The sequence below is a fragment of the Bacillus sp. RE35 genome (genome assembly GCF_052146655.1).
Classification (GTDB): Bacteria; Bacillota; Bacilli; order Bacillales; family Bacillaceae_G; genus Bacillus_A; species Bacillus_A cereus.
Window position 1 is genome coordinate 2401269 of the sequence record NZ_CP197377.1, and the last position, 21820, is coordinate 2423088.

Sequence of the window (21820 nt, forward strand, 5' to 3'; positions counted from 1 at the left end):
ATTACATATTGAAGAGGTGGCTTTTGTAGATTACAAAAGTCATCTTTTTATGTTAGGAATAGATTGTATACATTTTAGCAGTTTCATATAAATAATAGAAATTTATACGAGGTAAATATCATGGGAAATAAAAAAGAAATAGCTATAGTTGCATTAACAACAGGATTCGTTTTAACAAGTGTAACACCATATGGAGTAGGGCATGCAGAGGAACCTGGTCAAATGCAAGTTGAAATTCAAGAGGATTCGTTCCGTACAGGTGATCTGACACAACCATCAAAAAAGGCACCAGAGAATGTAGTGAAAGATGCACTTAAGGAAAATACGGAGCATGCTTTGTCTCCAAAACAAGTTAGTGCAGAAACAGGAGTAGATTACAAGGTTCTTCAAAAACGTGGTTCTTATGATGGAACTACACTTGTGCGCATGCAACAAATATATGAAGGAAAAGAAGTATATGGCCACCAGTTGACTGCTCACGTAGATAAAAAAGGTATTATTAAAAGCATTTCAGGAGCTAGCGCACAAAATTTAACACAAGAAGATTTAAAGAAACCTATTAATTTATCAAAAGAAGAAGCAAAACAATATATTTATAAAAAGTACGGAAACGATACTAAATTTATTTCTGAGCCAGAAGTTAAGGCAGTTATTTTTGTTGATGAAAATCATGGGCAGGCTAGCAATGCATATCAAGTTACATTTGCTGCTACAACACCAAATTATGTATCTGGAACTTATTTAGTGAATGCTCATAATGGTGAAATGTTAAAAGATATGGTACAAGAATCAAGTTTGAAAATAAGTGAAGAGTATGTTGAATCCGTTAAGGAAAATAAAACTAGCAATTTTACATCATTAACTGGAACAGGAAAAGATGATTTAGGCGTAACTCGTACATTTGGTATTTCTAAACAGACCAGTGGGAATTATGCGCTTGCTGATTACACAAGAGGACAAGGAATTGAGACATATGATGTAAATTATAGAGATATTACAAATGAAGAAAGTTATTATCCTGGTATACTAACAACTAGTGTTTCAACAACATTTAATGATCCAAAGGCGGTAAGCGCTCATTTCTTAGCAACAAAGGTATACGATTTTTATAAAGAAAAATATAAGCGTAATAGTTTTGATAATAAAGGAAAAAAAGTAGTTTCAGTTGTACATGCATGGGATTCTGGAGGAACAAATGATCCTGAAAATTGGGAGAATGCATTTAGTACTAATATTAATAACATTAGTATGCTTTTATATGGAGATCCCATGGTAAAAGCGTTCGATATAGCCGGTCATGAATTTACACATGCAGTTACATCAAGTGAATCTAACCTTGAATTTTCAGGAGAATCTGGGGCAATTAACGAGGCATTATCGGATATTATGGGAACGGCTATAGAGAAATACATAAATAATGGGGAATTTAACTGGACAATAGGAGAACAAACTGGATCGACTTTTCGTAATATGAAAAATCCAACTGCAATTAATTTTTCAGAAGGACTACCGTATCCGGATGATTATAGTAAATATAATGATTTAAATGGAGAGGATTATGGAGGCGTTCATTTTAACTCAAGTATTATTAATAAAGTTGCGTATTTAATGGCACAAGGTGGTACTCATAACGGTGTAAATGTAAATGGTATTGGTGAAGATAGAATGTTTGATATTTTCTATTATGCAAATACTGATGAATTAAATATGACTTCTAATTTCTCTGAATTGAAATTGGCATGCCTTAAAGTGGCAACTAATAAATATGGAGCGAACTCAATTGAAGTTCAAGCAGTCCAAAATGCTTTTGATGCGGCAAAAATTACAGGAACGGTGAAAGAGAACGAAAAAACAGCAGAAAACCAAGCTCCAGAGTTAACTGTACCGTTTACGATTACACTACGTGTAGGTGATACGTTTGATCCAATGAGAAATGTAAAAGCTGTTGATAAAGAAGATGGTGATTTAACAAATAAAGTAAAGCATAAAGGCGATGTAGATACTTCAAAACCAGGTACATACATTGTGGAATACTTGGTCGTTGATTCCCAAGGGAGAAATACAACGGCTAGACAGACTGTAATTGTAGAGGGAAATGGAGAAACATCAGATTTAGAACCTAAATTAATAGTGCCTGTTGGAGCGACAATTCATGTTGGAGATTCATTTGTTCCAATGGCAGAAGTATTAGCTATCGATAAAGAAGACGGTGATCTCACTTCTAAAATCAAAGTTGATGGTGAAGTAGATACAACTAAAGCCGGTACTTACGTATTAACGTACACGGTTACAGATTCTAAAGGTCATGAAGTAACGGCGAAGCAAACTGTAACGGTCAAAGTTAGAGAAGAAGTTAAAAATGATAAACCAATACTAAAAGTACCTGCTACAACTTCAATTACTGAGGGTGATCAATTTGATCCATTGGTAGGGGTATCAGCTACTGATAAAGAGGACGGTGACCTTATTTCTAAAGTAGCGTATGAAGGAACTATAGATACAACTAAAGCTGGTACTTATGAAATAATATATAGTGTTAGAGATTCCGTGGGTAATGAGGTAAATGCAATACAAAAAGTATTAGTGAAAGATAAAGAAACTAGCAAAGCTAATGGCCTTGCTAATAAGGAAAATAAGAGTAATATCTCAAACAACAGTAATAGCGATAAAAAAGAATATACATATAAGGAGCTTCCAAAGACGGGTGTAAGTACAACTAACAGTGCAGCAATCGGCATATTGATGATTATTACAGGCACAGTACTCACTTTTGTTCGCAAATTTAGAAAGATACAAAAATAATAGTAGGGATCATTCGTTTGAAGAAAAGAGTTCATTATTCAAAAGAAATAAAGTAGAAAGTAAGTAAAACAAAATATGGATTTTTTACTTAATAAGATTTTAGTAGTTAAGCGGTGCATTTGGCTTCTATAAAAATTTGTAGTTGGATCATGTTCTGTCTACAAAACTACATTACATAAAAAACACGTTACTATTCTCATTAAAATAAAAGAATAGTAACGTGTTTTTTGGTTTGGAAAAAGCATAAATCCTATAGTTCATGAATCTGGGAGTGCTTCTAATCTGCTATTGATGAGTTACTGAAAACATTTTGTTTTAATGGAAGTTTCACTCTAAATGACAACATGAGATTTTCGATATTTACCAGGTGTTTCATTGGTGAATTTTTTAAAAATTTTAGTGAAATAACTTTGATCGCTAAAATTAAGCGAAGCGCATATGTCTGATAAAGGATAGGTGGTGAAAGTTAATAATTTCTTTGCTTCTTCGATTCGTTCACGTTGAATGTACTCAATTAATGAAATACCGACTTCTTTTTTAAATAATATAGATAAATAATCTGAATTCACATTTGCAAATTTAGCAACTTGTTTAACAGATATTGGATTGTAAATATTTTTAAAAATGTAGTTTTTGCAAATAGCAATAGTCTGTGAATGTTGCTGTGTTTTTTGTGCCTTTACACGGTCTGCAAAGGTACAAAAAGCATTTTTTAATAAATCCCAAACAGATTCTTTGTCTTTTAAATCTTCTGTTCTTTGAATATGTAAATCATAAATTTTGTAAGCAATCCCAGATGGAAGTCCCCCTTTTATCGCATATCTAGTAGCGAGCGTGATGGATGAAATACAAATGTTTTTATGACGTCTTAATTGATGGAATGAAGATAAAGATGAAAGAGTCTCTTGTTGGAATTCGTAATAATATTTGAGTACGGTTTCTTTATCCCCGTGTTCTATAGAACTAAGTAGTTGCTGCTCTATATATAAATTATGATAAATGGATTCGTCTTTTTGCATTGAAATATATACATCTTCGTTTAAGATGCTGCTATGACTTATATGAAGTGAGTCACTGTTATTTGAAAAGGTGCTTACATCTGAATTTTTTTTATAGAGAATGTTATAGAACAATATCGCTATATTTACAAAGAAATTTTGATCTTTGACTGACAATGAAAAATAATGGTCTCTTGTTCTTTTATAATTTGGAATAAAATTAAGGTTACTATCCGCTTTACTTGTAGAAGAATTCACATGTGTCAAGGGCCCAATAATAACAGTACCGTTCACCATATAATCGCTCTTTATGTGAATTAAAATAAAGTGCCCTAGATATTCGTGAGTTCTGAAGATGGGGGAATTATATGTATCATTTCTCTGAAAAAGCATATGTAACTCTTCTATTTTTGATGTATATAACGAATGTGAATCATTTTTTGATTTAAATTCTAAAAGAATATTTTTGTTACAATCTAAAAAACAAACTGGAATTTCGAAAGATTGAAAAAACATATTGCAAATATACTCTATCTCAACTAGACTGAGCTTTTTAGTCATATTCTTCCTCCTTACAGTTATGCGTAATAGTTAAATAAACATATATTCCTTTTTCATAAGTAGATACGGAAAACCTTTATCAATAAAAAAATATAAATAAAAGTTATAAACTTCTAAGAATAATACCATAATTTAACATGAATAGCACATATTATTTGAATATACAGGTAATAGTTTTGGACAGTAACGTAAAATATGAATCGTCACACTTATTTGTTGGTTATTACTTATATGTATTAAAAAATGATTAAGATTGGATTTTAAATAGGGATAGGAAGTGAGAAATGAATAGATTGACAGTAAGTGAATAGTCGAAATTAGCGGTGAAAGCTATTATGTAACAAATGTAATGATTCTTGAAATAGGGATATACGTGTAATTTAGGGGAGAAAATTACATATATCATGTGGAGAGACAACGTAATAATAGAAGATAAGAAAAGTGAATAAGTGATTGTAAACAATGGATTGTTGGACGACTATGTTTTATGTTATTCGTTTAAATCTGATACTTGGCACACTATTGCTTTTAAGAAGGTAATAGTAATAAAGAAATTTTTAAAATGATAGAAGTAGTAAAGGGGATAAGAGCAATGAAAAAAATATTTAGTGTGCTTTTAGTGTTATTCTTAACATTTTCTACATGGTCTAGTGTATTAGTAAAGGCAGATTCACCATCTAAAGGTACTTTAACGATTCATAAGTATGAACAAGAAAAAGATGGAGCGCAGGGACTAGAAGGTGACGGTTCTGCAAATCAAGAGGTGCCAAAGGATGTGAAACCATTAAAAGGTGTAACGTTTGAAGTAAAAAGGGTTGCTTCTTTTGAAAAAATTTCAAACGATGGGAAAATCGTAAAAGAAGACGTGAAACCTGTAATGGGAGCCACTCCAAATCAAGTAGTAACAGATGATAACGGACAAGCTGTATTAAAAGATCTTCCGCTAGGACGTTATGAGGTGAAAGAAGTGGCAGGACCTCCACATGTTAATCTAAATCCCAATACGTATACAGTGGATATTCCATTAACAAATAAAGAGGGTAAGGTGCTAAACTATGATGTTCACATGTATCCCAAAAATGAGATTAAACGTGGTGCAGTGGATTTAATAAAAACTGGTGTAAATGAAAAAGCATTAGCAGGTGCATTATTCTCTTTATTTAAAAAAGACGGTACAGAAGTGAAAAAAGAGTTAGTAACAGATGCTAATGGTCATATTCGCGTGCAAGGATTGGTGTATGGAGAATACTATTTCCAAGAAACAAAAGCTCCGAAAGGCTATGTAATAGATCCAACTAAACGTGAGTTTTTTGTTAAGAACTCCGGAACAATTAATGAAGATGGAACTATTACTTCTGGTACAGTAGTTAAATTAGAAGTGAAAAACTATGAAGAACCAACAATTGATAAAAAGATTAACGGAAAATTGGAAGCGTTACCAATCAATCCGTTAACTAATTATAATTATGATATTAAAACATTAATTCCAGAAGACATTAAGGAATACAAAAAATATGTGGTAACAGATACTTTGGATAATCGTTTAGTGATTCAAGGAAAGCCAATCGTGAAAATTGATGGAGCAGAAGTAAATGCAAGCATTGTAGAGGTAGCTATAGAAGGTCAAAAAGTAACAGCTACAGTAAAAGATTTCACAAAATTAGATGGTAAAAAAGAATTTCATTTGCAAATTAAATCTCAAGTAAAAGAAGGAGTACCATCTGGTTCGGAAATTTTCAATACAGCAAAAATACATTTTTCAAATAAAAATGATGTAATTGGAGAAAAGGAATCTAAACCCGTAGTTGTTATTCCGACAACTGGAATAATTGAGTTAACAAAAATTGATGGTGCTAATAAGAATAAATTAAAAGGTGCAGAGTTTGTACTTAAAGATAATAATGGAAAAATAGTTGTCGTAGCAGGAAAAGAAGTAACAGGTGTATCAGATGAAAATGGTGTTATTAAATGGTCTAACATTCCATATGGAGACTATCAAATTTTTGAAACGAAAGCACCAACATATACAAAAGAAGATGGTACAAAAGCATCTTATCAATTATTAAAAGACCCCATTGATGTAAAGATTAGTGAAAATAATCAAACAGTTAAATTGACGATTGAAAATAATAAAAGTGGATGGATTCTTCCGGTAACGGGTGGTATAGGAACGACTCTTTTTACTGTAATAGGCCTTACTTTAATGCTTACAGCGGCATTTGTTTTCTTTAGAAAAAAGTTTGCTAGAAATTAAGATTTTAGGAACATGTAACCATATGAAAAGGGGAGAAGCAAAATGCTTTCCTCTTTTCGATATTTAAGCGTATACAGAGGTGGAAATATGAAACGAAATCTTGTTTTGGGAGGTATTTTCTTATTTGGATTAGGTATTTTTTTATATCCTACTATTAGTAATTGGTTGGCGACCCGTGCACATTATTCTGAGATTAGCTCTTACGATAAGAAGATTAAAGCATTACAAAAGAAAGAAGTCGAACGTAGGGAAAAAGAAGCAGCCGAATATAATAAACAAGTTCAAACTTCTGCGAAAACATTTACAGATCCATTTTCTGAAAAAAAAAGTAATCATCAAGCGTATGCTGATGTGTTAAATTTAGGAGATGTAATGGGGTATATTGAAATATCGAAAATTAATATAAAACTGCCAATCTATCAAGGGACCTCTGAGGAAGTATTGGGTCGCGGGATAGGTCATTTAGATTTTTCTTCGCTCCCGGTAGGTGGAGAAAGTACGCATACTATTTTAACAGGGCATCGTGGTTTACCATCAGCAAAATTATTTACAGATTTAGATAAGTTGAGCAAAGGAGATCTTTTTTATATTCATTCTTTAGACAAAGTTCTTGCTTATAAAGTAGATCAAATTAAAGTAGTGTTACCACACGAAACGGACGATCTACAAATTGTACAAAAAAAAGATTATACAACTTTAATTACGTGTACGCCTTATGGAGTAAACACCAATAGATTGCTAGTTCGAGGTGAGCGTGTGGAGTTAAACGAGAAAGAAAAACAAAAAGTGAGTACAGAGATATTTATGTTTAATAAGTGGACTGTAATAGTTCCACTCCTATTGTTATGTGTGTTTCTAGTCGTAATTTATAAGAAAAGGTTTACTCGATAGAATGTATGTATTTATCCTGCATTAATGGGAAGTGGGACCGTAAATTCAGAGATAAGTAAAGAAGGTATATAGGGGATTGAAGTAAATCATCATTAATAAAAATTTCATTTTATTCGACTATAGAAAAAATACGGTAAAGGTGGGAACAAAGGAATTGAGGCTACGATTAAAGCTGGTAAGTATTCATTTTATTGTTTTGTTAATGTTAAGTGTAAGTTTTGTCATATATGTACCAAAAGAAGTATATGGATCCACGACAAACTTAGAAGGTCTAGGTGATATATCGCGCTATAATGCTGTTGTCTTTGGTAACCATAAAGCAATAGGTGGCGACATTGAAGGAGCAATTGCAGTTCAAGGTGATATGGATGCATCGGGGTATACAATTGTAGGTGCTGCAGCGGGAACATCTAATATAGTAGGTGAAAAATGGGTTGATGAGGGATATCCGTCCTTGTTATTGTCTGGAAAATTTAAGAAATCAAGAGAAGAATCTTTTATCATTCAAAACGGAATAGTCGTAATGACAAAAGAGAGTGATCCAGATCGCATCATACAATCCTCTTATGATCGTATCGTTTATAAAGAAAAACTAGAAATTGACGCGAAATTTAATGAATTTCGCAATATAGTGAACCAAGTCAGTAAAAATGCAGGTCAATATAAAACAAATACCCCAATTCCAAATATGAGTCATGGAATCGGAAAAGATATAAACAATCCTAATATTTATGTTTCATCAGAATTGACAGGGAAAATTAATTTAGATATAAGAGATGTATTTTTACCGAGTGCTAAGGACAAAGATTTTATTGTTATGTATTCGGATGCAACAGAGGTTACATTTAAAAATGGGGCTATTCTATATGACAAGAACAATATTGGAAGGGCTACGGATATAATTCCTACATCACAACCATATTCTCCTAATTCCCCGTTTACTGAGCTATACGGGAAAGTGATTTGGGTTTTTCCAAATGCGAAAAAAATTACAACAGAGGGATATGGTGTCGTTGGGAGTGTGTTTGCCCCAAATGCTGTATTAGAAACAAAAGGCGGCTCGATTAATGGACAAGCATTTGTCGGCGCTGTACAACAAACTGGTGGATTTGAATTTCACAATTTCAAATTTAACTGGCAACATTGGAACAAGCCTAGTACTGGAAAAGTAAAAATAAAAAAAGTTGATAGTAATAATGATAATAAAAAATTGGTGGGAGCAAAGTTTCATATAGAAGATTCAAAAGGAAAAATAGTTGGAGAACTAGTAACAAATGAAGAAGGAGAAGTAATATCAAAAGACTTACCAAAAGGAAACTATACCTTAGTGGAAGTAGAAGCACCTAAAGGTTACGAATTATTAAAAGAAAAAATAACTGTAAAAATAGAAAAAGATGCAGTAGTAGAAATTAAAATAGGAAATAAGAAATTGCCAGATCCAATGGGGAAAATGAAGCTTGTGAAAGTAGACATAAGTGATAAAAATAAAAAACTAGCAGGGGCAAAGTTTCATATAGAAGATTCAAAAGGAAAAATAGTTGGAGAACTAGTAACAAATGAAGAAGGAGAAGTAGTATCAAAAGACTTACCAATAGGAAATTATACCTTAGTGGAAGTAGAAGCACCTAAAGGTTACGAATTATTAAAAGAAAAAATAACTGTAAAAGTAGAAAAAGATGCAGTAGTAGAAATTAAAATAGGAAATAAGAAATTACCAGATCCGACTGGACAATTTGAAATTGAGAAAGTTGATGATAAGGATATCAATTTAAAACTACAAGGCGCTATATTTCAAGTCTTAGATAAAGAGGGTAAAGAAGTGGCTAGATTAACAACGGATGAAAAAGGAAAGGTGATTTCCAGTCAATTAGTACTTGGAAAATATACGATAAAAGAAATAAAAGCGCCAAACGGATATATGTTACTTAGGGATCCAATAGAAATAGAAATTACAGAAGCAGTAAAGACAAAAAAAATAACAGTGAAAAATGCGAAGAATAATTGGGTAATTCCTAATACTGGTGGGAGCGGAACAACAATTTTTTACGTAATTGGTATTATGCTAATGTTTGGTGTGCTATATTTCTGTAAGAAAAATCGTATATTATGAACTAATTTTATAGAGTTAGACAGATTGTTACGTTAGAGAGTTTTTAGGACATGAGTTCGGTATTGTACTGGACTCATGGTACTAAATTTGTTAAAGGAGGAAGGATAATAGTAAACATAGAATATATTAATGAATTAAAATGTTTAAGAGGTGAACATGGTGGCAATAAAACAAGACGAAATTAAAGTAGTTGTCGGAGCTGGAGTGTTTAATAATAATCCAGGTTGGATTCAAACGCAAGAAGATGAACTTAACTTACTAGATAAAGCTACGTGGGAAGAAAGATTTGAATACAACTCTATTTCAGCTATTTTAGCTGAGCATGTATGGGAACACCTTACTTTTGAAGAAGGTGTAAGAGCAGCTGAAATTTGTTATGAATTTTTAAAACCATCTGGTCATATTCGGTGCGGAGTCCCTGATGCATTCTTTCAGGATGAGGCATATCAAAATATAGTTCAAATAGGGGGCCCCGGTCCGAAAGATCATCCAGCAGCAAGTCATAAAATCGTTCATAATTATATAACATTAACGAAAATGTTTGAAACTGCTGGATTCGAGGTAGTTTTACTTGAATATTGTGATGAAAATGGTCGGTTTTATTACAACGAATGGGATGCAAACGACGGTGTTATTTTCCGTTCGAAAAGGTATGATTCTAGAAATAAAGGCGATAAACTTGGTTTTCCATCGCTAATTGTCGATGCGATTAAGCGCTAATCATTCAACAAAAAAAGGAGTTAATCCTATGATTTCATAAGTCGCAAATGCGGCTTTTTTATTTGTACATAAATCTATATTTAATTTTCAATATTATATAATTCGATTTAGAAAATATTTAAGTTTTTCTCAGCACCATTCACTTTAAATTAACACTTCGTTGACATAAATATTTATTTTATATTTATATTCGTGTAAAATGAAATGGGAACATATATTCTATATAAGGAGACAATCAAAATGATAGCTGAAATTAGGAAACTAACTGATGGATATATTGTAAAATTTGAACGCCAATTTCCATATACGGCAGAAGAAGTTTGGTCTGTATTAACAGAAAACAGTAAGCTGAAAAAATGGATGCCGAATTTACAGATTGAAAGCCTTAAAACTGCTGGAATAATAAAGTTCGACATGATGGACGGTTCATTCATAAATATTGATATTTTAGAGTGTCAACTAAACTCAGTACTTGAATTTACTTGGGATAAAGACCGTGTCAGATTTGAAATACATAATGAGGAAAATGGTACTCTTTTACTTCTTAAAGAGTACATTCATGAATTAACAGATCATACACCGAGAGATGTAGCTGGTTGGCATATTTGTTTAAATCTTTTTTCTTTCGTTTTAGAAGGAGAAGAGAAAGAATTTTCTAAAGATGAATGGCAACAGTGGTTTGAAATATACAAGGATAAGATTCATGAAGTGAGAGGATAATTGCATAATAGGTAATATTAATTATGTAATTATTATATTGTAAAAATGCTTTTGTGAATAAATAAGAATAGAGGTTAATATGAAAGTAAATCAATTAATTGCTAATAACATAAATAAATTAGATGCAACTATACCGTTTAATAAATCGTTTGGAATTGCTGGTTTATCTGGATCGGGTAAAACAACTTTTTGCCAAACAATTGGTGAAGAATCAAAAAAACGATTAGTTTCTTTATTACCAAAGGCTGAATATCAATATTTATTTCCTAACATTATGGAAACAAATTTTAGTGCCATTAAGATGGAAGAAATGCCTTTAGTACTTTTTCTAGGAAAATCATCGATTTCGTCTAATCCGCGTTCAACGATTGGTACTCATACTGGTGTTTTTACAGAGGTTCGGGAAAAACTTGCTGAAGTATTTAATCTTTCTCCAGAGGTCTTTTCATTTAATAATCAATTAGGCTGGTGTACTGGTTGTAAAGGCCGTGGTACTACAAAAAATGTTGAGTGTAAAAAATGTAAGGGAAAACGTTATAGTGAAGAAATTGAACAACATGAAATTGATTTGTTGGCCAAGCCACATTCAATTTCAAATATTAATGATTTAAGTGTTGAATCTATTCTTTCACTAGCAAAAGAGTTAAATATTAGTGAAGAAAAACAGCATATACTGCAAAATATTATTAATATGAACATTGGTTATTTAACATTAAATCGAATTATGGGTACGTTATCAGGTGGAGAGTTAACACGACTTTATTTGGCCGAATTCATGGCAGTAAGTGAAAATGCTGTAATTATTATTGATGAGATTTCAGTTGGACTTGATCATGAAACTTTATTACAAATTTTAGAAGAGATTAAACGATTAGGGTGTAAAAATCAAATTTGGCTTATTGATCATTCAGATACAGTACTAGATACATCTGATGAGCAATTGTTCTTTGGACCTGGTAGCGGAAAATATGGCGGGAAAATTGTGAAAGAATCACCAAGACCAAAGTCAATACTGTGGGATCGAAATAAAGAAATACCAACAGAATATTATACATTCTATGATTTATATTGCCGTAATATCCAAATGGAGGAGTTTCAAATTCCTAAAAACAGGATTGTAACGGTTACAGGAGAATCAGGATGTGGGAAATCTACACTTGTCAATGAATGTCTAGCTACAGATTTTTTGAAAAGATATCCAAAAGATAAATTAGTTATGGTGGGACAAGACCGAAATCAATCAATTACAAGTCGATCAACTGTAGCAACTTTCCTAGATATTAAAAAGAAACTAACAAAGTATAGTGAAGACATTGATGATATTTTTGAGCGCTCGATTGAGGATATTATTGATGAACTTCCAAATGAAGATATCGCTTATAAACGTTTGAGCCTACTAATTAAATTAGGACTTGGCTATTTAACATTAGAGAGAAAAACACAAACATTATCGACAGGTGAGTTTCAATGTGTTCATTTAGTTTCGGAATTATTTGCAAACACTAGAAATCCACATACATTATTCATTTTTGATGAGCCTTCAAAAGGTTTATCACAAAATATTTTAAATCAATTTATCGATAGTATTAGAGGTATTCTGCAAGATGAATCAGTTTCTATCATTATGATTGAGCATAATCGTTACATGTTAGAAAGCTCTGATTATATAGTTGATTTTGGAAAAAGGCAGAATGAATCTGTAGAGCATTTGGATGTTGTTAATCATGAGGATTACTATCGTCAAAAAAGTAATGTGAATAGCACAGAGAAAATAAATATCTCTTCAATGCTTAAGCAGAAAAAAGGAGTTCACTATTTAGAAGGAAATCATATTAACTATTTTAAAAATGCCGAAAATGTTTATAAGGGCGGTATTTTAAAAAGTTTATCATCAATGGCTAGGTTAATTTATGGTGAATATGAATCTGATACAATCGCACCTGTTATTGCTATTGATCTTGAAAGACATTTATATAGTCAATATAGTTTCTTATATGAGATTGGTGGATTAATTAATCATATTGTAGCTGCTCATCCAATTAATAAAGATACGAGAAGTTTTGATTTCTATTCACAGGACAATCATTGTCCATCTTGTTCTGGACGTCTTCAAATTGAAGTTTTTGATAAAGATATTGCCATTCAAGATAAAAGTGTTCCATTTTGGGATGGGCTATTCGATCCAGAAATCATGAAGGTATTAAAATTTTATCAGCATGAAAAAATAGAATTTCTATTCGAAGAAATAAAAAATGAGCTTGGTCACGATTTGTCAAAAAGCTATAATGATATGTCAGAAGAAGAAAAGCATACGTTTTGGTACGGATATTTTGAAAAATCATTTTATGATAAAAAAGGAAAGACACGTAGAACATGGGTAGGGTTTAATACAATTATTGGTGGATATATTGTTATTTCAAAAGCACCTATTAAAGAAGAAATTAAAAGTTCAAAAAAAATGATGAAATGTCCAATTTGCGAGGGGACGGTTTTAAATCATCATAAACCACTTAAATTTGGTAACGTAGATATTCGTGAAATAATCAATCAGCCTATTAATGAAGTATTGAAAACAGTTGGTGATTTACCGGCACTTGTTAAATTGAAGTCTATTGTTGGTGGCGATATGGTATTGACAGAAGATGTTTCTTTATTGCCAAGAAAAGCACAAGTTGCATTGAAAATGTTTGAATTAGAACAAGCAAGCTTTTCAAACTATGAAATGGTGTTACAAAATGTCTTACCATTCTGGAGCGAAATAAAAGGAAATATCGAATCCATTAGTGTTAATAATCAGGTAACTGTTTGTGATTTCCCTAATGTTTATGAAACGAGAGAAACCATTATAGATAAGTATTTCACAAATGGTAAATATAAAAAACTTACGTATGTATACGAAGCGTTTGGATACAAAAAATTAGTTACCCAAATTAATAAAATTAAAAAGAATAATCCATGTCCATTTTGTAAAGGTAAGAAAGTGATAACCGAAGATAATCTACATGATGGTGTCTTTAAACTAACAATTCCATGTGTAACTTGTAATGCAAGTGGTATTAATGACGAAGGGTTAAAAGAAGTTGTCGAGGGCGTGGATGTACAAACATGGTTAACTGGAAAAGTAAGTGATGTTGTGAATGAAAGCTTATTAACAGAAGCTGTTGGACAAATACCAATTTTTAATCGCATACGTGAGTTGGATAACCGAGATATGATGGCGGTTTATGAATGTCTTGAGAAAAATAACTAGTGATGGATTGTCAATTGCAGTAGTCATAAAAACAGGAATATAGGTTTTTAATTATATAAATATAACATGTTAAATTGTTATTTAAATCGTTAAAAATAGTTGACCCTCACACAATGTCATTGTTTAAGATAAAGTTGAGCTTCAAAGTAGATGTAACTTATAGGAGGAAATCATGTTTAAAATAGGGGATTTTTCAAAACTATCTTCCATTAGTATACGAATGTTGAGACACTACGATAAAGTGGAATTACTACAACCAGTAAAAGTCGATGAGCAGAGTGGATATCGATTTTATTCAGCAGACCAATTAAAAAAAGTAAATCAAATTCAAACGTTAAAAGCTATGGGGTTTAATATTGCTACCATCAAAGAAATAATAGAATGCGATAATATAGATACCATAAAAGAGCAATTTTTAAATCGTAGTGCTCAAATTAAAGAAGACATGAATAACCTCCAAAAACAATTACGTCTCCTCGAAGACTCAATGAAAACGATGAGAGAGGATGTTGTTGAGATGAATTATCATGTTTCAATAAAAGAAATTCCAGAAAGAACTGTAGCTAGTGTTAGAAAGATTATTCCATCGTATAATTGCGAAGGTGATTTATGGAGTGTATTAATGCAAGAAATTCAAATGAAAAATATTAGTATTGCCCAACCGAGTTATAGTATTGCGGTTTTCCATGATCGTGAATACAAAGAAAATGATGTAGATATAGAAATACAGCTAAGTATTCTAGGTAAGCACGAAAATACAAAAGACGTTACATTTAAAAATATGGAATCGACTAATGTAGCTTCTATAACAGTTAATGGAAGTTATGAACAGATGACAGCTGTAAATGAGGCTGCGGCAAAATGGATTGAGACAGAGGGTTATAAATTAGCAGGCCCGATGTTTAATATTTACCATGTGAGCCCAGCGATGGAAGCGGATCCTAATAAGTGGGTTACAGAAGTTTGTTATCCAGTTAAATGAAGATAAAGAAAAAAGGCATTATTTATATGTCTTTTTTCTTTATAAACTTATCCATAAATATCAAGATAAATTACTTCTTGATTTGATTCGTCAACTACTAGCACGATTGAATTTGCAAATGTACAAAATGAGCGGATTATAATGGATTCCTTTAATGAATCTTCTAAAAACCAACCTGTTGGTAATAAAGAAATGCAACCATCTTTTTGGAAATTTCAGCAATGTTTACATTAGCAACAAAATCCACCGGAATAAGGGGCTTTTCTCTTAAATAATTTAATGGTATGTGTACCCTCCATCAGGAAATAATACATTACCCGTAGTAAAACTATTTTGCATTAAATATAGGACAGTATGTGCAATTTCATCATTAAATCCAGCTCGTTGTACAAGTGAAAGAGATTTATAAGCTTCGTAAGCAACTAGTCTATTTTCATTTTGTTCATTTTCTCTTTGTATTGTTCCAGGAGAAACCACATTAACTCTAATAGGAGCTAATTCCACAGCTAAAGCCTTCCCTAAACTTTCAATAGCACCATTGCAAGCTCCATAAGCAGGAGCGCCTTTAAGTGGTCTTTGACTAAATGCACCAGACATTAACACAATCGATCCAGAGTTTGAAAGAAAAGGAATTGCATATTTTACGGCATAATATTGAGGCCAAAACTTTCCGATGAAGCTACTTTCAGCAATTTCCTCTGTAGAGGTAATCGGTCCAAGTGTGTAAGAGGCTCCCGGTGTGAATAAATGATCAAAGTTCCCAACTATCTTGAAAAAATTTTGTAATTGCTCTTTATTTTGATTATCCAATATATAAGTTTGAAGATGATTGTTATTTATTACTTCTCGAGCAACTTTTAATTTTTCTTCCGAGCGTCCGGCAATAATAACATGTGCGCCTTGTTTAATTGCTTGTGTTGCTGTTGCTAATCCAATACCAGAACTCCCGCCAATGATAACAATACGGCTATTTTTTAATGTAGTAATAGACATATTTTAGCCACTCCTTTAATAAAAAATTTAGAATATAACTAACTGTGCTATGCTTTTATTATTCGCTAAAAGGGAGCAAGTGAAAAGTACGCACTTTATATGTACATAGTCGCAAATTTCGTACTAATCGCTATACATGCGGATAAGTAATAGGAAAAATTTCTAAATATGGTTTATCCCGCATTAACGGGCAGTAAAACTATCACCTCAAAGTTAGGAAAATGCAAGGAAGTTAGGTAAGAGATCAATTGCCCGTAAAAGCCCGATTGGTTCAACTAATAATCAGTGTGGGATGAACAAAACCCCCACTGATTAAAGTTTCACTTTATGATATCTGAGGAGAGGTGAGAAAAATGGATTTACAAGAAACGAAGTTAAAAGGGGTAATAGCAACATTACAAATAATCGGTGGGAAATGGAAGTCACTCATTTTGTTTATTTTGCTAACAGATGGAATGAAACGTTTTGGTGAATTAAAGCGATTGATACCAGATATATCTCAAGGGACGTTAGCGAAGCAATTACGTGAATTAGAGCAAGATCAACTAATAAAACGCGAAATTTATCAAGAAATACCACCTAAAGTAGAATATAGCTTAACTGAACATGGAAAAACAGTCAGTACTGTTTTGGATAGTATGTGTAGTTGGGGAAGAGGGCATTTAGAATATATAGATAAAGATAAACCATAAAAATGTTATGTAAACTTATTGTAGTGTGAAGGGAAATGTTGTTTTAATAATTTGTATTTTATAATATATAATTAAAGAGTGTCGTAGGTTATTATACATATTTAATTTATTTTTACAAAGGGGAAGTAATAAGATGAACGAATTAGAGTATAAAAGCTTCTATGATAAAGTAGGAAGATTAAATGGATGGGATTTTAGCAAAATAAAATGTGAAACTGTAGGAGATACATGGGACTTTTATAGTGAGGTAAAAGAAAGGTGTAAACCATCACATATTTTACTTGATGTTGGTACAGGCGGAGGAGAAAATGTACTTAACATAGCATCATCAGCTAAATTGTTGATTGGAATTGATAATTCTAACGGCATGATTGCAACGGCACATTCTAACTTGAAAAAATCAGGTGTACAAAATGTTGAGTTTCTTCAAATGGGTTCTGAAGCTTTAACATTTCCACATGCACATTTTGATATTGCTTCAAGTTGTCATGCCCCGTTTCTGGCATCTGAGTTAGCGAAAGTAATGAAAAAGGGTGCCTTTTTCTTAACACAACAAGTAAGTGAGCATGATAAATTAAACCTGAAAGAAGCATTTGGTAGAGGACAATGCTTAGGTGAACGGGATGGTACTTTAAAAGAAAATTATATGAATGAACTTATTAGTGCAGGATTTGATCTCGTGCAAGTACGTGAATATGATGTTACTGATTATTACAGTAGGTCTGAAGATCTCATTTTCTTATTAAAACATACCCCTATTATTCCTAGATTCGGAGAACAGGAAGAGGATTTTACTATTTTACAAAAGTTCATTGATACGTATAGTTCTGAAAAAGGGATTCGTACTAATTCAAAAAGATTTATGATTATTGCTGTTAAATTATAATGTATTTTAGTGTAAAAGCTGCTTTTCATTTAAAGAAAAGCAGCTTTTTGTGTGGAAAAGAATACAGGAAATACTTGAAAATAATAGAAATAAATAAAGTGTAAATTAAAAAATCAAAATATGGAGGATAAATGTTTTGAAACGTTACTATATTAGCAATGAAAAAATAAATGTACATATTACTGAATGGGGGAATAATGAGAAGCCCGTTATCTTTTGTTTACATGGATTAGGTAGTACGAGTTTAAGTTTTATAGAAATTGCTGAGGAATTAAAAGAAGAGTATAGATTTATCTCCGTTGATGCACCTGGACATGGTAAAACACCCCCATTTGAAAGAACAGAAGATTATGAGATGCACAATTTAGCAAATTGGTTAAATGAAATAATAAATGAATTGAGAATCAAATACTTCTATTTTCTATCACATTCATGGGGAAGTTTTGTAGCGTTATTTTATTTGTTAAATCATCCAGAAAAAGTACAAGGAAGTATTCTTATTGATGGTGGATATCAAACAAAAAGGCTTCGAGAAGAAACGTTGGAAGAAGAAATTGCTTATTATGAAAAGGACTTTGATGAATACGTTTTTAATAATTGGGACAAATTTTTCAAAAGTGAAAAAGAAGCTTATACTAGGTGGTCTTCATTGTTAGAAGTTGCTGTAAAGGATCTAGGGATCGAAATGGATAATAAAGTATGGTGGCATGCCAGGGGAAATACAGCTAGTAATATAATAAGAGGTATGCATAAAGATGAAACAATAGATATATATGAGAAGCTACCGGCTAATATTGTATTACTTCGAGCTACAGTCCCACAAGTTTGGGCGGATTATAGAGATAAGACAGTAAATATTTTTAAAGAGAAAACGGACAGTATAGTAAAAGTAATTCCTGATACTACACACATGTTGCACTGGGATAAACCAGAAATTGTTATAGCGGAAATAAAAAATAATTGGAGCTAACATATTCATACTAAAGTTGTAGTTTCTATATGAAAAATCCATCCTTCCGTTTGATTTTATCTATTTATAATTGTAATACAATACGAATAGATAATAAGAAATGAGGGGGAATGTAAAGTGATTACACATATATCAGATATAAAACTACAAACGGTTTCCATAGAAGGGGTAAAACAAGTTTATAAGGACATATTATCTTTTCCAATAAAAAAAGAAACAGAATCCTTCATTCAATTTGAAGTAACACCTTATACAAAAATTAGTTTTCAAGAAGTGTATGAACCAATCGCACCTGCACATTTTGCTTTTGAAATCCCATATTCAAAATTCCATGAAACAGCAAGGTGGTTAAACGACTCTGGATTACTCATTGTGAAATGGCAAAATGGAAATGTAATTGGTGAAGAGAATGGTCTATTCAATTTATACTTTAAAGACGGAGATGGAAATCTACTCGAAATTATTGCGCATAGTTATGTTAAAGAAGATGTATTAGTACCATATTCACCTTTAAACATTTTATACGTAAGGGAAATCGGTCTTCCCGTTAAGAGTGTACCTGTTTTTACGGAATGGTTAAAATCAAATCTAAATATGAAAACGATGGAAGATGGGGATATTTTTAACTTTGTTATAGGTGGCACTGCATATATCGTCGCGACTTGGTGGCAGCGACCTTGGATTCCAATCGCGATGAAAGCTCTATCACCGAAAGTACACGTTTCTTTCGGAACACCAGACGTCGCATTTTTACAGCGAATCCATAATAACTTTAAGATAAATAATGTTCCCTTTGAATGTAAAAATAATGAAGTATCATTTATTGAGCAGGGATATTCATTTTCTATTGTGTATACACCAGAGTTTCATTCCAATATTCCTAAAGAACTAAACTTACCACTTTCTATTTAAGGATAGAAAGTGGTAAGTTTTTTATATCTTCGTGAAGAAGGTTTTCGTTATGATTAGAGTGAATGCAAAGAAAAGGATTAAGCGTTATTCAAATTTATTTTAAGGAGAGAAATGAATCTAGGTAATCCAATTGCAAAAGGGAATACTGCAGAAATTTATTTAACTGATGATAAGGTTGTAAAATTATTTAAAGATTACCTCCCAGATACAGAGTCTATGAATGAAGCAAAAAAACAAAAATATGCGTATTCATGTGGGTTGCCAGTTCCAAACGTATTTGAAGTGAAAAAGATACAAAATAGACAGGCAATTATTATGGAACATGTAAAAGGGGACAACATTGGTGATCTTCTGCTTAATAATTTAAATGAGGCAGAGCGTTATATCAGCCTTTGTGTTAATGAGCAAAAAAAGATCCATGCTATACATGTAAATACAGATGAAATGGAGTTAATGAGGGAAAGGTTAGAGCGTCAAATTAAATCTGTGCATAAATTGGATGAACGCAAAAAGAAGGATATATTACAAAAATTAGATTTTATTACATTTGATTTTAGGCTATGTCATGGAGATTTTCATCCATTTAATTTGATTTTGAGTAAGGAAGAGAAAGTGAAAGTTATAGATTGGGTAGATGCTAGTTCAGGTGATATTCGCGCAGATGTATTTCGAACATATTTGTTGTACTCACAATCTTCGGTAGAATTAGCTGAGATGTATTTACATATATATTGCAGTCGTACCGGCTTATCAAGAGATGAAGTTTTTCAATGGGCTCCTATAATTATTGCAGCTAGATTTTCTGAAAAAGTATCACCGCAAAATGAAGTGTATTTGAGAAGATTATTGAATCAGTATTTATAAGTCATAAAAAAGGTTGTCAGCTAATTAATAAATGCTGTTGTTTAACCAAAGTTTCCTTGCAGTTAAACAACGGCATTCTTAAATATTGATATAGGTATTCTTATTTTCGATCTTCATCCTATAAAGGTTCATAATCCGTACTTGTTCCTCCGTTAATTCTTCTTTATCCCAATACATATGCATTAAGCTATATTCAAAAATCTCCTTTAATTTAATAAATAACGGAAACTTGTCTTTCATCTCTTTTGGTAGCTCATTTTCCTCTTGGTAGCCTTCAAATAGTGCTTTTGTAATAGAATACTCATAGTCAACGATATTCCCATTTCCAGCAAATGAATATTCTATCGCACTATAAATAGGAACGGCTAAATCGAATATGTAAAAATGTTTTTGGAATGAATCCAAGAGAATATCAACTTAACAAAATGCCTATCCAATCATTTGTTAAACTAAATTTAAATAAAGAAGGGGCGTTTAAAATGAATATTTCTAGAAAAATAGAGTTTGAACAGTTACGAAATAGGAAGAGTGAGCTATTTGATAAAGAGGTACTTAACATATTAAATGGTCAAGTTATGTATGAAGAATTTAAAAATAAAAAGCTAATGGGTGATTCTGATTATGCACCATTTAATGAGGCAATGTGTGTGAACCCTGCTACTACACAAGTTTTTGATGAGGATTTTATTAAAACAAGAGCGGAAGGACATAACAGTTCCGTAGAAAGTTATACAAAAAAGGTTATAGATCCGTTAGAAAAACTTTTTACGAAAAATTATAAATGTATTGTTTTATGGTTTGGTGAAGATATGTTTTGTCAAATGAACCTACTTACCATACTTTCTCACCTTGAACAGTCTGTTTATGAAGGGAAGGTATACTTAAATAGCTTTAGAGAGGATGAATTTAAAGTAAATCAAATTGAACTTGAATTGGGGAAGTATTCTTCTATATACAATGAAGTATTAGTAAACCATAAAAAGACCTCTCATAAGGTACCACCTGTAATGTATCAGGCTATAGACTTATTTTTAGAAATGTTAACAGAAGATAATGCAGTAATGAAATTCATCTCTAAAAATAAAGATTTATCAACTCGTGAATTATTAATAAAGTTGTTTTATCTTTTTCCAACAATCGGATATGGAGATACTCAGTACATAGAGCTGATTAATAAAATAAAGAAGAAAGCTACACCAAAAATATAGGTGCAGC

Annotated in this window: 17 protein-coding genes; 14 read left to right on the plus strand and 3 right to left on the minus strand. The window is 31.9% G+C overall.

What is annotated here, in order from left to right:
* Window positions 1-120: 120 nt before the first annotated feature.
* Window positions 121-2802: a M4 family metallopeptidase gene (locus tag ACTL4X_RS12370; protein WP_000527069.1), complete on the plus strand. Its 2682-nt coding sequence runs from the start codon at window positions 121-123 to the stop codon at window positions 2800-2802.
* A gap of 332 nt (window positions 2803-3134) precedes the next feature.
* Here the strand turns inward: ACTL4X_RS12370 and ACTL4X_RS12375 are convergent, their stop codons facing one another.
* Window positions 3135-4361, minus strand: a complete 1227-nt coding sequence (locus ACTL4X_RS12375) for a helix-turn-helix domain-containing protein (RefSeq protein ID WP_000162828.1) — start codon at window positions 4359-4361, stop codon at window positions 3135-3137.
* 592 nt (window positions 4362-4953) lie between these two features.
* Between ACTL4X_RS12375 and ACTL4X_RS12380 the strand changes: the two genes are divergently transcribed.
* From ACTL4X_RS12380 to ACTL4X_RS12410, 7 genes are all read left to right on the plus strand, one after another.
* Complete coding sequence (locus ACTL4X_RS12380; RefSeq protein ID WP_000719302.1) at window positions 4954-6615, plus strand: SpaA isopeptide-forming pilin-related protein; 1662 nt, start codon at window positions 4954-4956, stop codon at window positions 6613-6615.
* An 87-nt stretch (window positions 6616-6702) separates the two neighbouring features.
* A complete protein-coding gene (locus ACTL4X_RS12385; RefSeq protein WP_080016464.1) occupies window positions 6703-7506 on the plus strand; it encodes a class C sortase in 804 nt (267 codons plus the stop codon).
* 154 nt (window positions 7507-7660) lie between these two features.
* Window positions 7661-9616 (plus strand): SpaA isopeptide-forming pilin-related protein, encoded by a 1956-nt coding sequence (locus tag ACTL4X_RS12390; protein WP_441395045.1) that lies wholly within the window; start codon window positions 7661-7663, stop codon window positions 9614-9616.
* A gap of 156 nt (window positions 9617-9772) precedes the next feature.
* On the plus strand, window positions 9773-10336 hold the full coding sequence (locus ACTL4X_RS12395; protein ID WP_000225721.1) for a class I SAM-dependent methyltransferase: 564 nt from the start codon (window positions 9773-9775) through the stop codon (window positions 10334-10336).
* Between the two features lie 240 nt (window positions 10337-10576).
* A complete protein-coding gene (locus ACTL4X_RS12400; protein ID WP_000559863.1) occupies window positions 10577-11056 on the plus strand; it encodes an SRPBCC family protein in 480 nt (159 codons plus the stop codon).
* A gap of 79 nt (window positions 11057-11135) precedes the next feature.
* Window positions 11136-14306 carry an ATP-binding cassette domain-containing protein gene (locus tag ACTL4X_RS12405; protein ID WP_441395046.1) on the plus strand — a complete coding sequence of 1057 codons (3171 nt, stop codon included), beginning with the start codon at window positions 11136-11138 and terminating at the stop codon, window positions 14304-14306.
* A 172-nt stretch (window positions 14307-14478) separates the two neighbouring features.
* On the plus strand, window positions 14479-15288 hold the full coding sequence (locus tag ACTL4X_RS12410; protein WP_000472640.1) for a MerR family transcriptional regulator: 810 nt from the start codon (window positions 14479-14481) through the stop codon (window positions 15286-15288).
* A 276-nt stretch (window positions 15289-15564) separates the two neighbouring features.
* Here ACTL4X_RS12410 and ACTL4X_RS12415 read toward each other — a convergent pair whose 3' ends face one another.
* Window positions 15565-16281 carry an SDR family oxidoreductase gene (locus ACTL4X_RS12415; RefSeq protein ID WP_000029108.1) on the minus strand — a complete coding sequence of 239 codons (717 nt, stop codon included), beginning with the start codon at window positions 16279-16281 and terminating at the stop codon, window positions 15565-15567.
* A gap of 353 nt (window positions 16282-16634) precedes the next feature.
* Between ACTL4X_RS12415 and ACTL4X_RS12420 the strand changes: the two genes are divergently transcribed.
* The 5 genes from ACTL4X_RS12420 to ACTL4X_RS12440 all read left to right on the plus strand — a co-directional run bounded on the left by ACTL4X_RS12420 (window position 16635) and on the right by ACTL4X_RS12440 (window position 20605).
* Window positions 16635-16973 (plus strand): winged helix-turn-helix transcriptional regulator, encoded by a 339-nt coding sequence (locus tag ACTL4X_RS12420; protein ID WP_000365541.1) that lies wholly within the window; start codon window positions 16635-16637, stop codon window positions 16971-16973.
* A 133-nt stretch (window positions 16974-17106) separates the two neighbouring features.
* Entirely contained in the window at window positions 17107-17859 is a 753-nt protein-coding gene (locus tag ACTL4X_RS12425; protein WP_001003869.1) for a class I SAM-dependent methyltransferase, read from the plus strand.
* A gap of 136 nt (window positions 17860-17995) precedes the next feature.
* A complete protein-coding gene (locus ACTL4X_RS12430) occupies window positions 17996-18829 on the plus strand; it encodes an alpha/beta fold hydrolase (RefSeq protein WP_000833456.1) in 834 nt (277 codons plus the stop codon).
* Window positions 18830-18946: 117 nt separating this feature from the next.
* Window positions 18947-19741, plus strand: a complete 795-nt coding sequence (locus ACTL4X_RS12435) for a VOC family protein (RefSeq protein ID WP_000627942.1) — start codon at window positions 18947-18949, stop codon at window positions 19739-19741.
* 111 nt (window positions 19742-19852) lie between these two features.
* Window positions 19853-20605 carry an aminoglycoside phosphotransferase family protein gene (locus ACTL4X_RS12440; protein ID WP_001048503.1) on the plus strand — a complete coding sequence of 251 codons (753 nt, stop codon included), beginning with the start codon at window positions 19853-19855 and terminating at the stop codon, window positions 20603-20605.
* A gap of 78 nt (window positions 20606-20683) precedes the next feature.
* On the opposite strand, the gene ACTL4X_RS12445 is transcribed toward ACTL4X_RS12440, so the two are convergent.
* Window positions 20684-21010: a hypothetical protein gene (locus ACTL4X_RS12445; protein ID WP_002006075.1), complete on the minus strand. Its 327-nt coding sequence runs from the start codon at window positions 21008-21010 to the stop codon at window positions 20684-20686.
* Between ACTL4X_RS12445 and ACTL4X_RS12450 the strand changes: the two genes are divergently transcribed.
* Window positions 21001-21813, plus strand: a complete 813-nt coding sequence (locus ACTL4X_RS12450) for a hypothetical protein (RefSeq protein ID WP_001069557.1) — start codon at window positions 21001-21003, stop codon at window positions 21811-21813. The genes ACTL4X_RS12445 and ACTL4X_RS12450 overlap by 10 nt on opposite strands.
* Window positions 21814-21820: the final 7 nt, after the last annotated feature.

Bases quoted from the DNA above. Each gene is read 5' to 3' on its own strand.
- ACTL4X_RS12400 (WP_000559863.1), top strand. From the start codon at position 10,577: ATGATAGCTGAAATTAGGAAACTAACTGATGGATATATTGTAAAATTT.
- ACTL4X_RS12380 (WP_000719302.1), top strand. From the start codon at position 4,954: ATGAAAAAAATATTTAGTGTGCTTTTAGTGTTATTCTTAACATTTTCT.
- ACTL4X_RS12440 (WP_001048503.1), top strand. From the start codon at position 19,853: ATGAATCTAGGTAATCCAATTGCAAAAGGGAATACTGCAGAAATTTAT.
- ACTL4X_RS12375 (WP_000162828.1), bottom strand. From the start codon at position 4,361: ATGACTAAAAAGCTCAGTCTAGTTGAGATAGAGTATATTTGCAATATG.
- ACTL4X_RS12370 (WP_000527069.1), top strand. From the start codon at position 121: ATGGGAAATAAAAAAGAAATAGCTATAGTTGCATTAACAACAGGATTC.
- ACTL4X_RS12410 (WP_000472640.1), top strand. From the start codon at position 14,479: ATGTTTAAAATAGGGGATTTTTCAAAACTATCTTCCATTAGTATACGA.
- ACTL4X_RS12395 (WP_000225721.1), top strand. From the start codon at position 9,773: ATGGTGGCAATAAAACAAGACGAAATTAAAGTAGTTGTCGGAGCTGGA.
- ACTL4X_RS12385 (WP_080016464.1), top strand. From the start codon at position 6,703: ATGAAACGAAATCTTGTTTTGGGAGGTATTTTCTTATTTGGATTAGGT.
- ACTL4X_RS12415 (WP_000029108.1), bottom strand. From the start codon at position 16,281: ATGTCTATTACTACATTAAAAAATAGCCGTATTGTTATCATTGGCGGG.
- ACTL4X_RS12405 (WP_441395046.1), top strand. From the start codon at position 11,136: ATGAAAGTAAATCAATTAATTGCTAATAACATAAATAAATTAGATGCA.
- ACTL4X_RS12420 (WP_000365541.1), top strand. From the start codon at position 16,635: ATGGATTTACAAGAAACGAAGTTAAAAGGGGTAATAGCAACATTACAA.
- ACTL4X_RS12425 (WP_001003869.1), top strand. From the start codon at position 17,107: ATGAACGAATTAGAGTATAAAAGCTTCTATGATAAAGTAGGAAGATTA.
- ACTL4X_RS12450 (WP_001069557.1), top strand. From the start codon at position 21,001: ATGAATCCAAGAGAATATCAACTTAACAAAATGCCTATCCAATCATTT.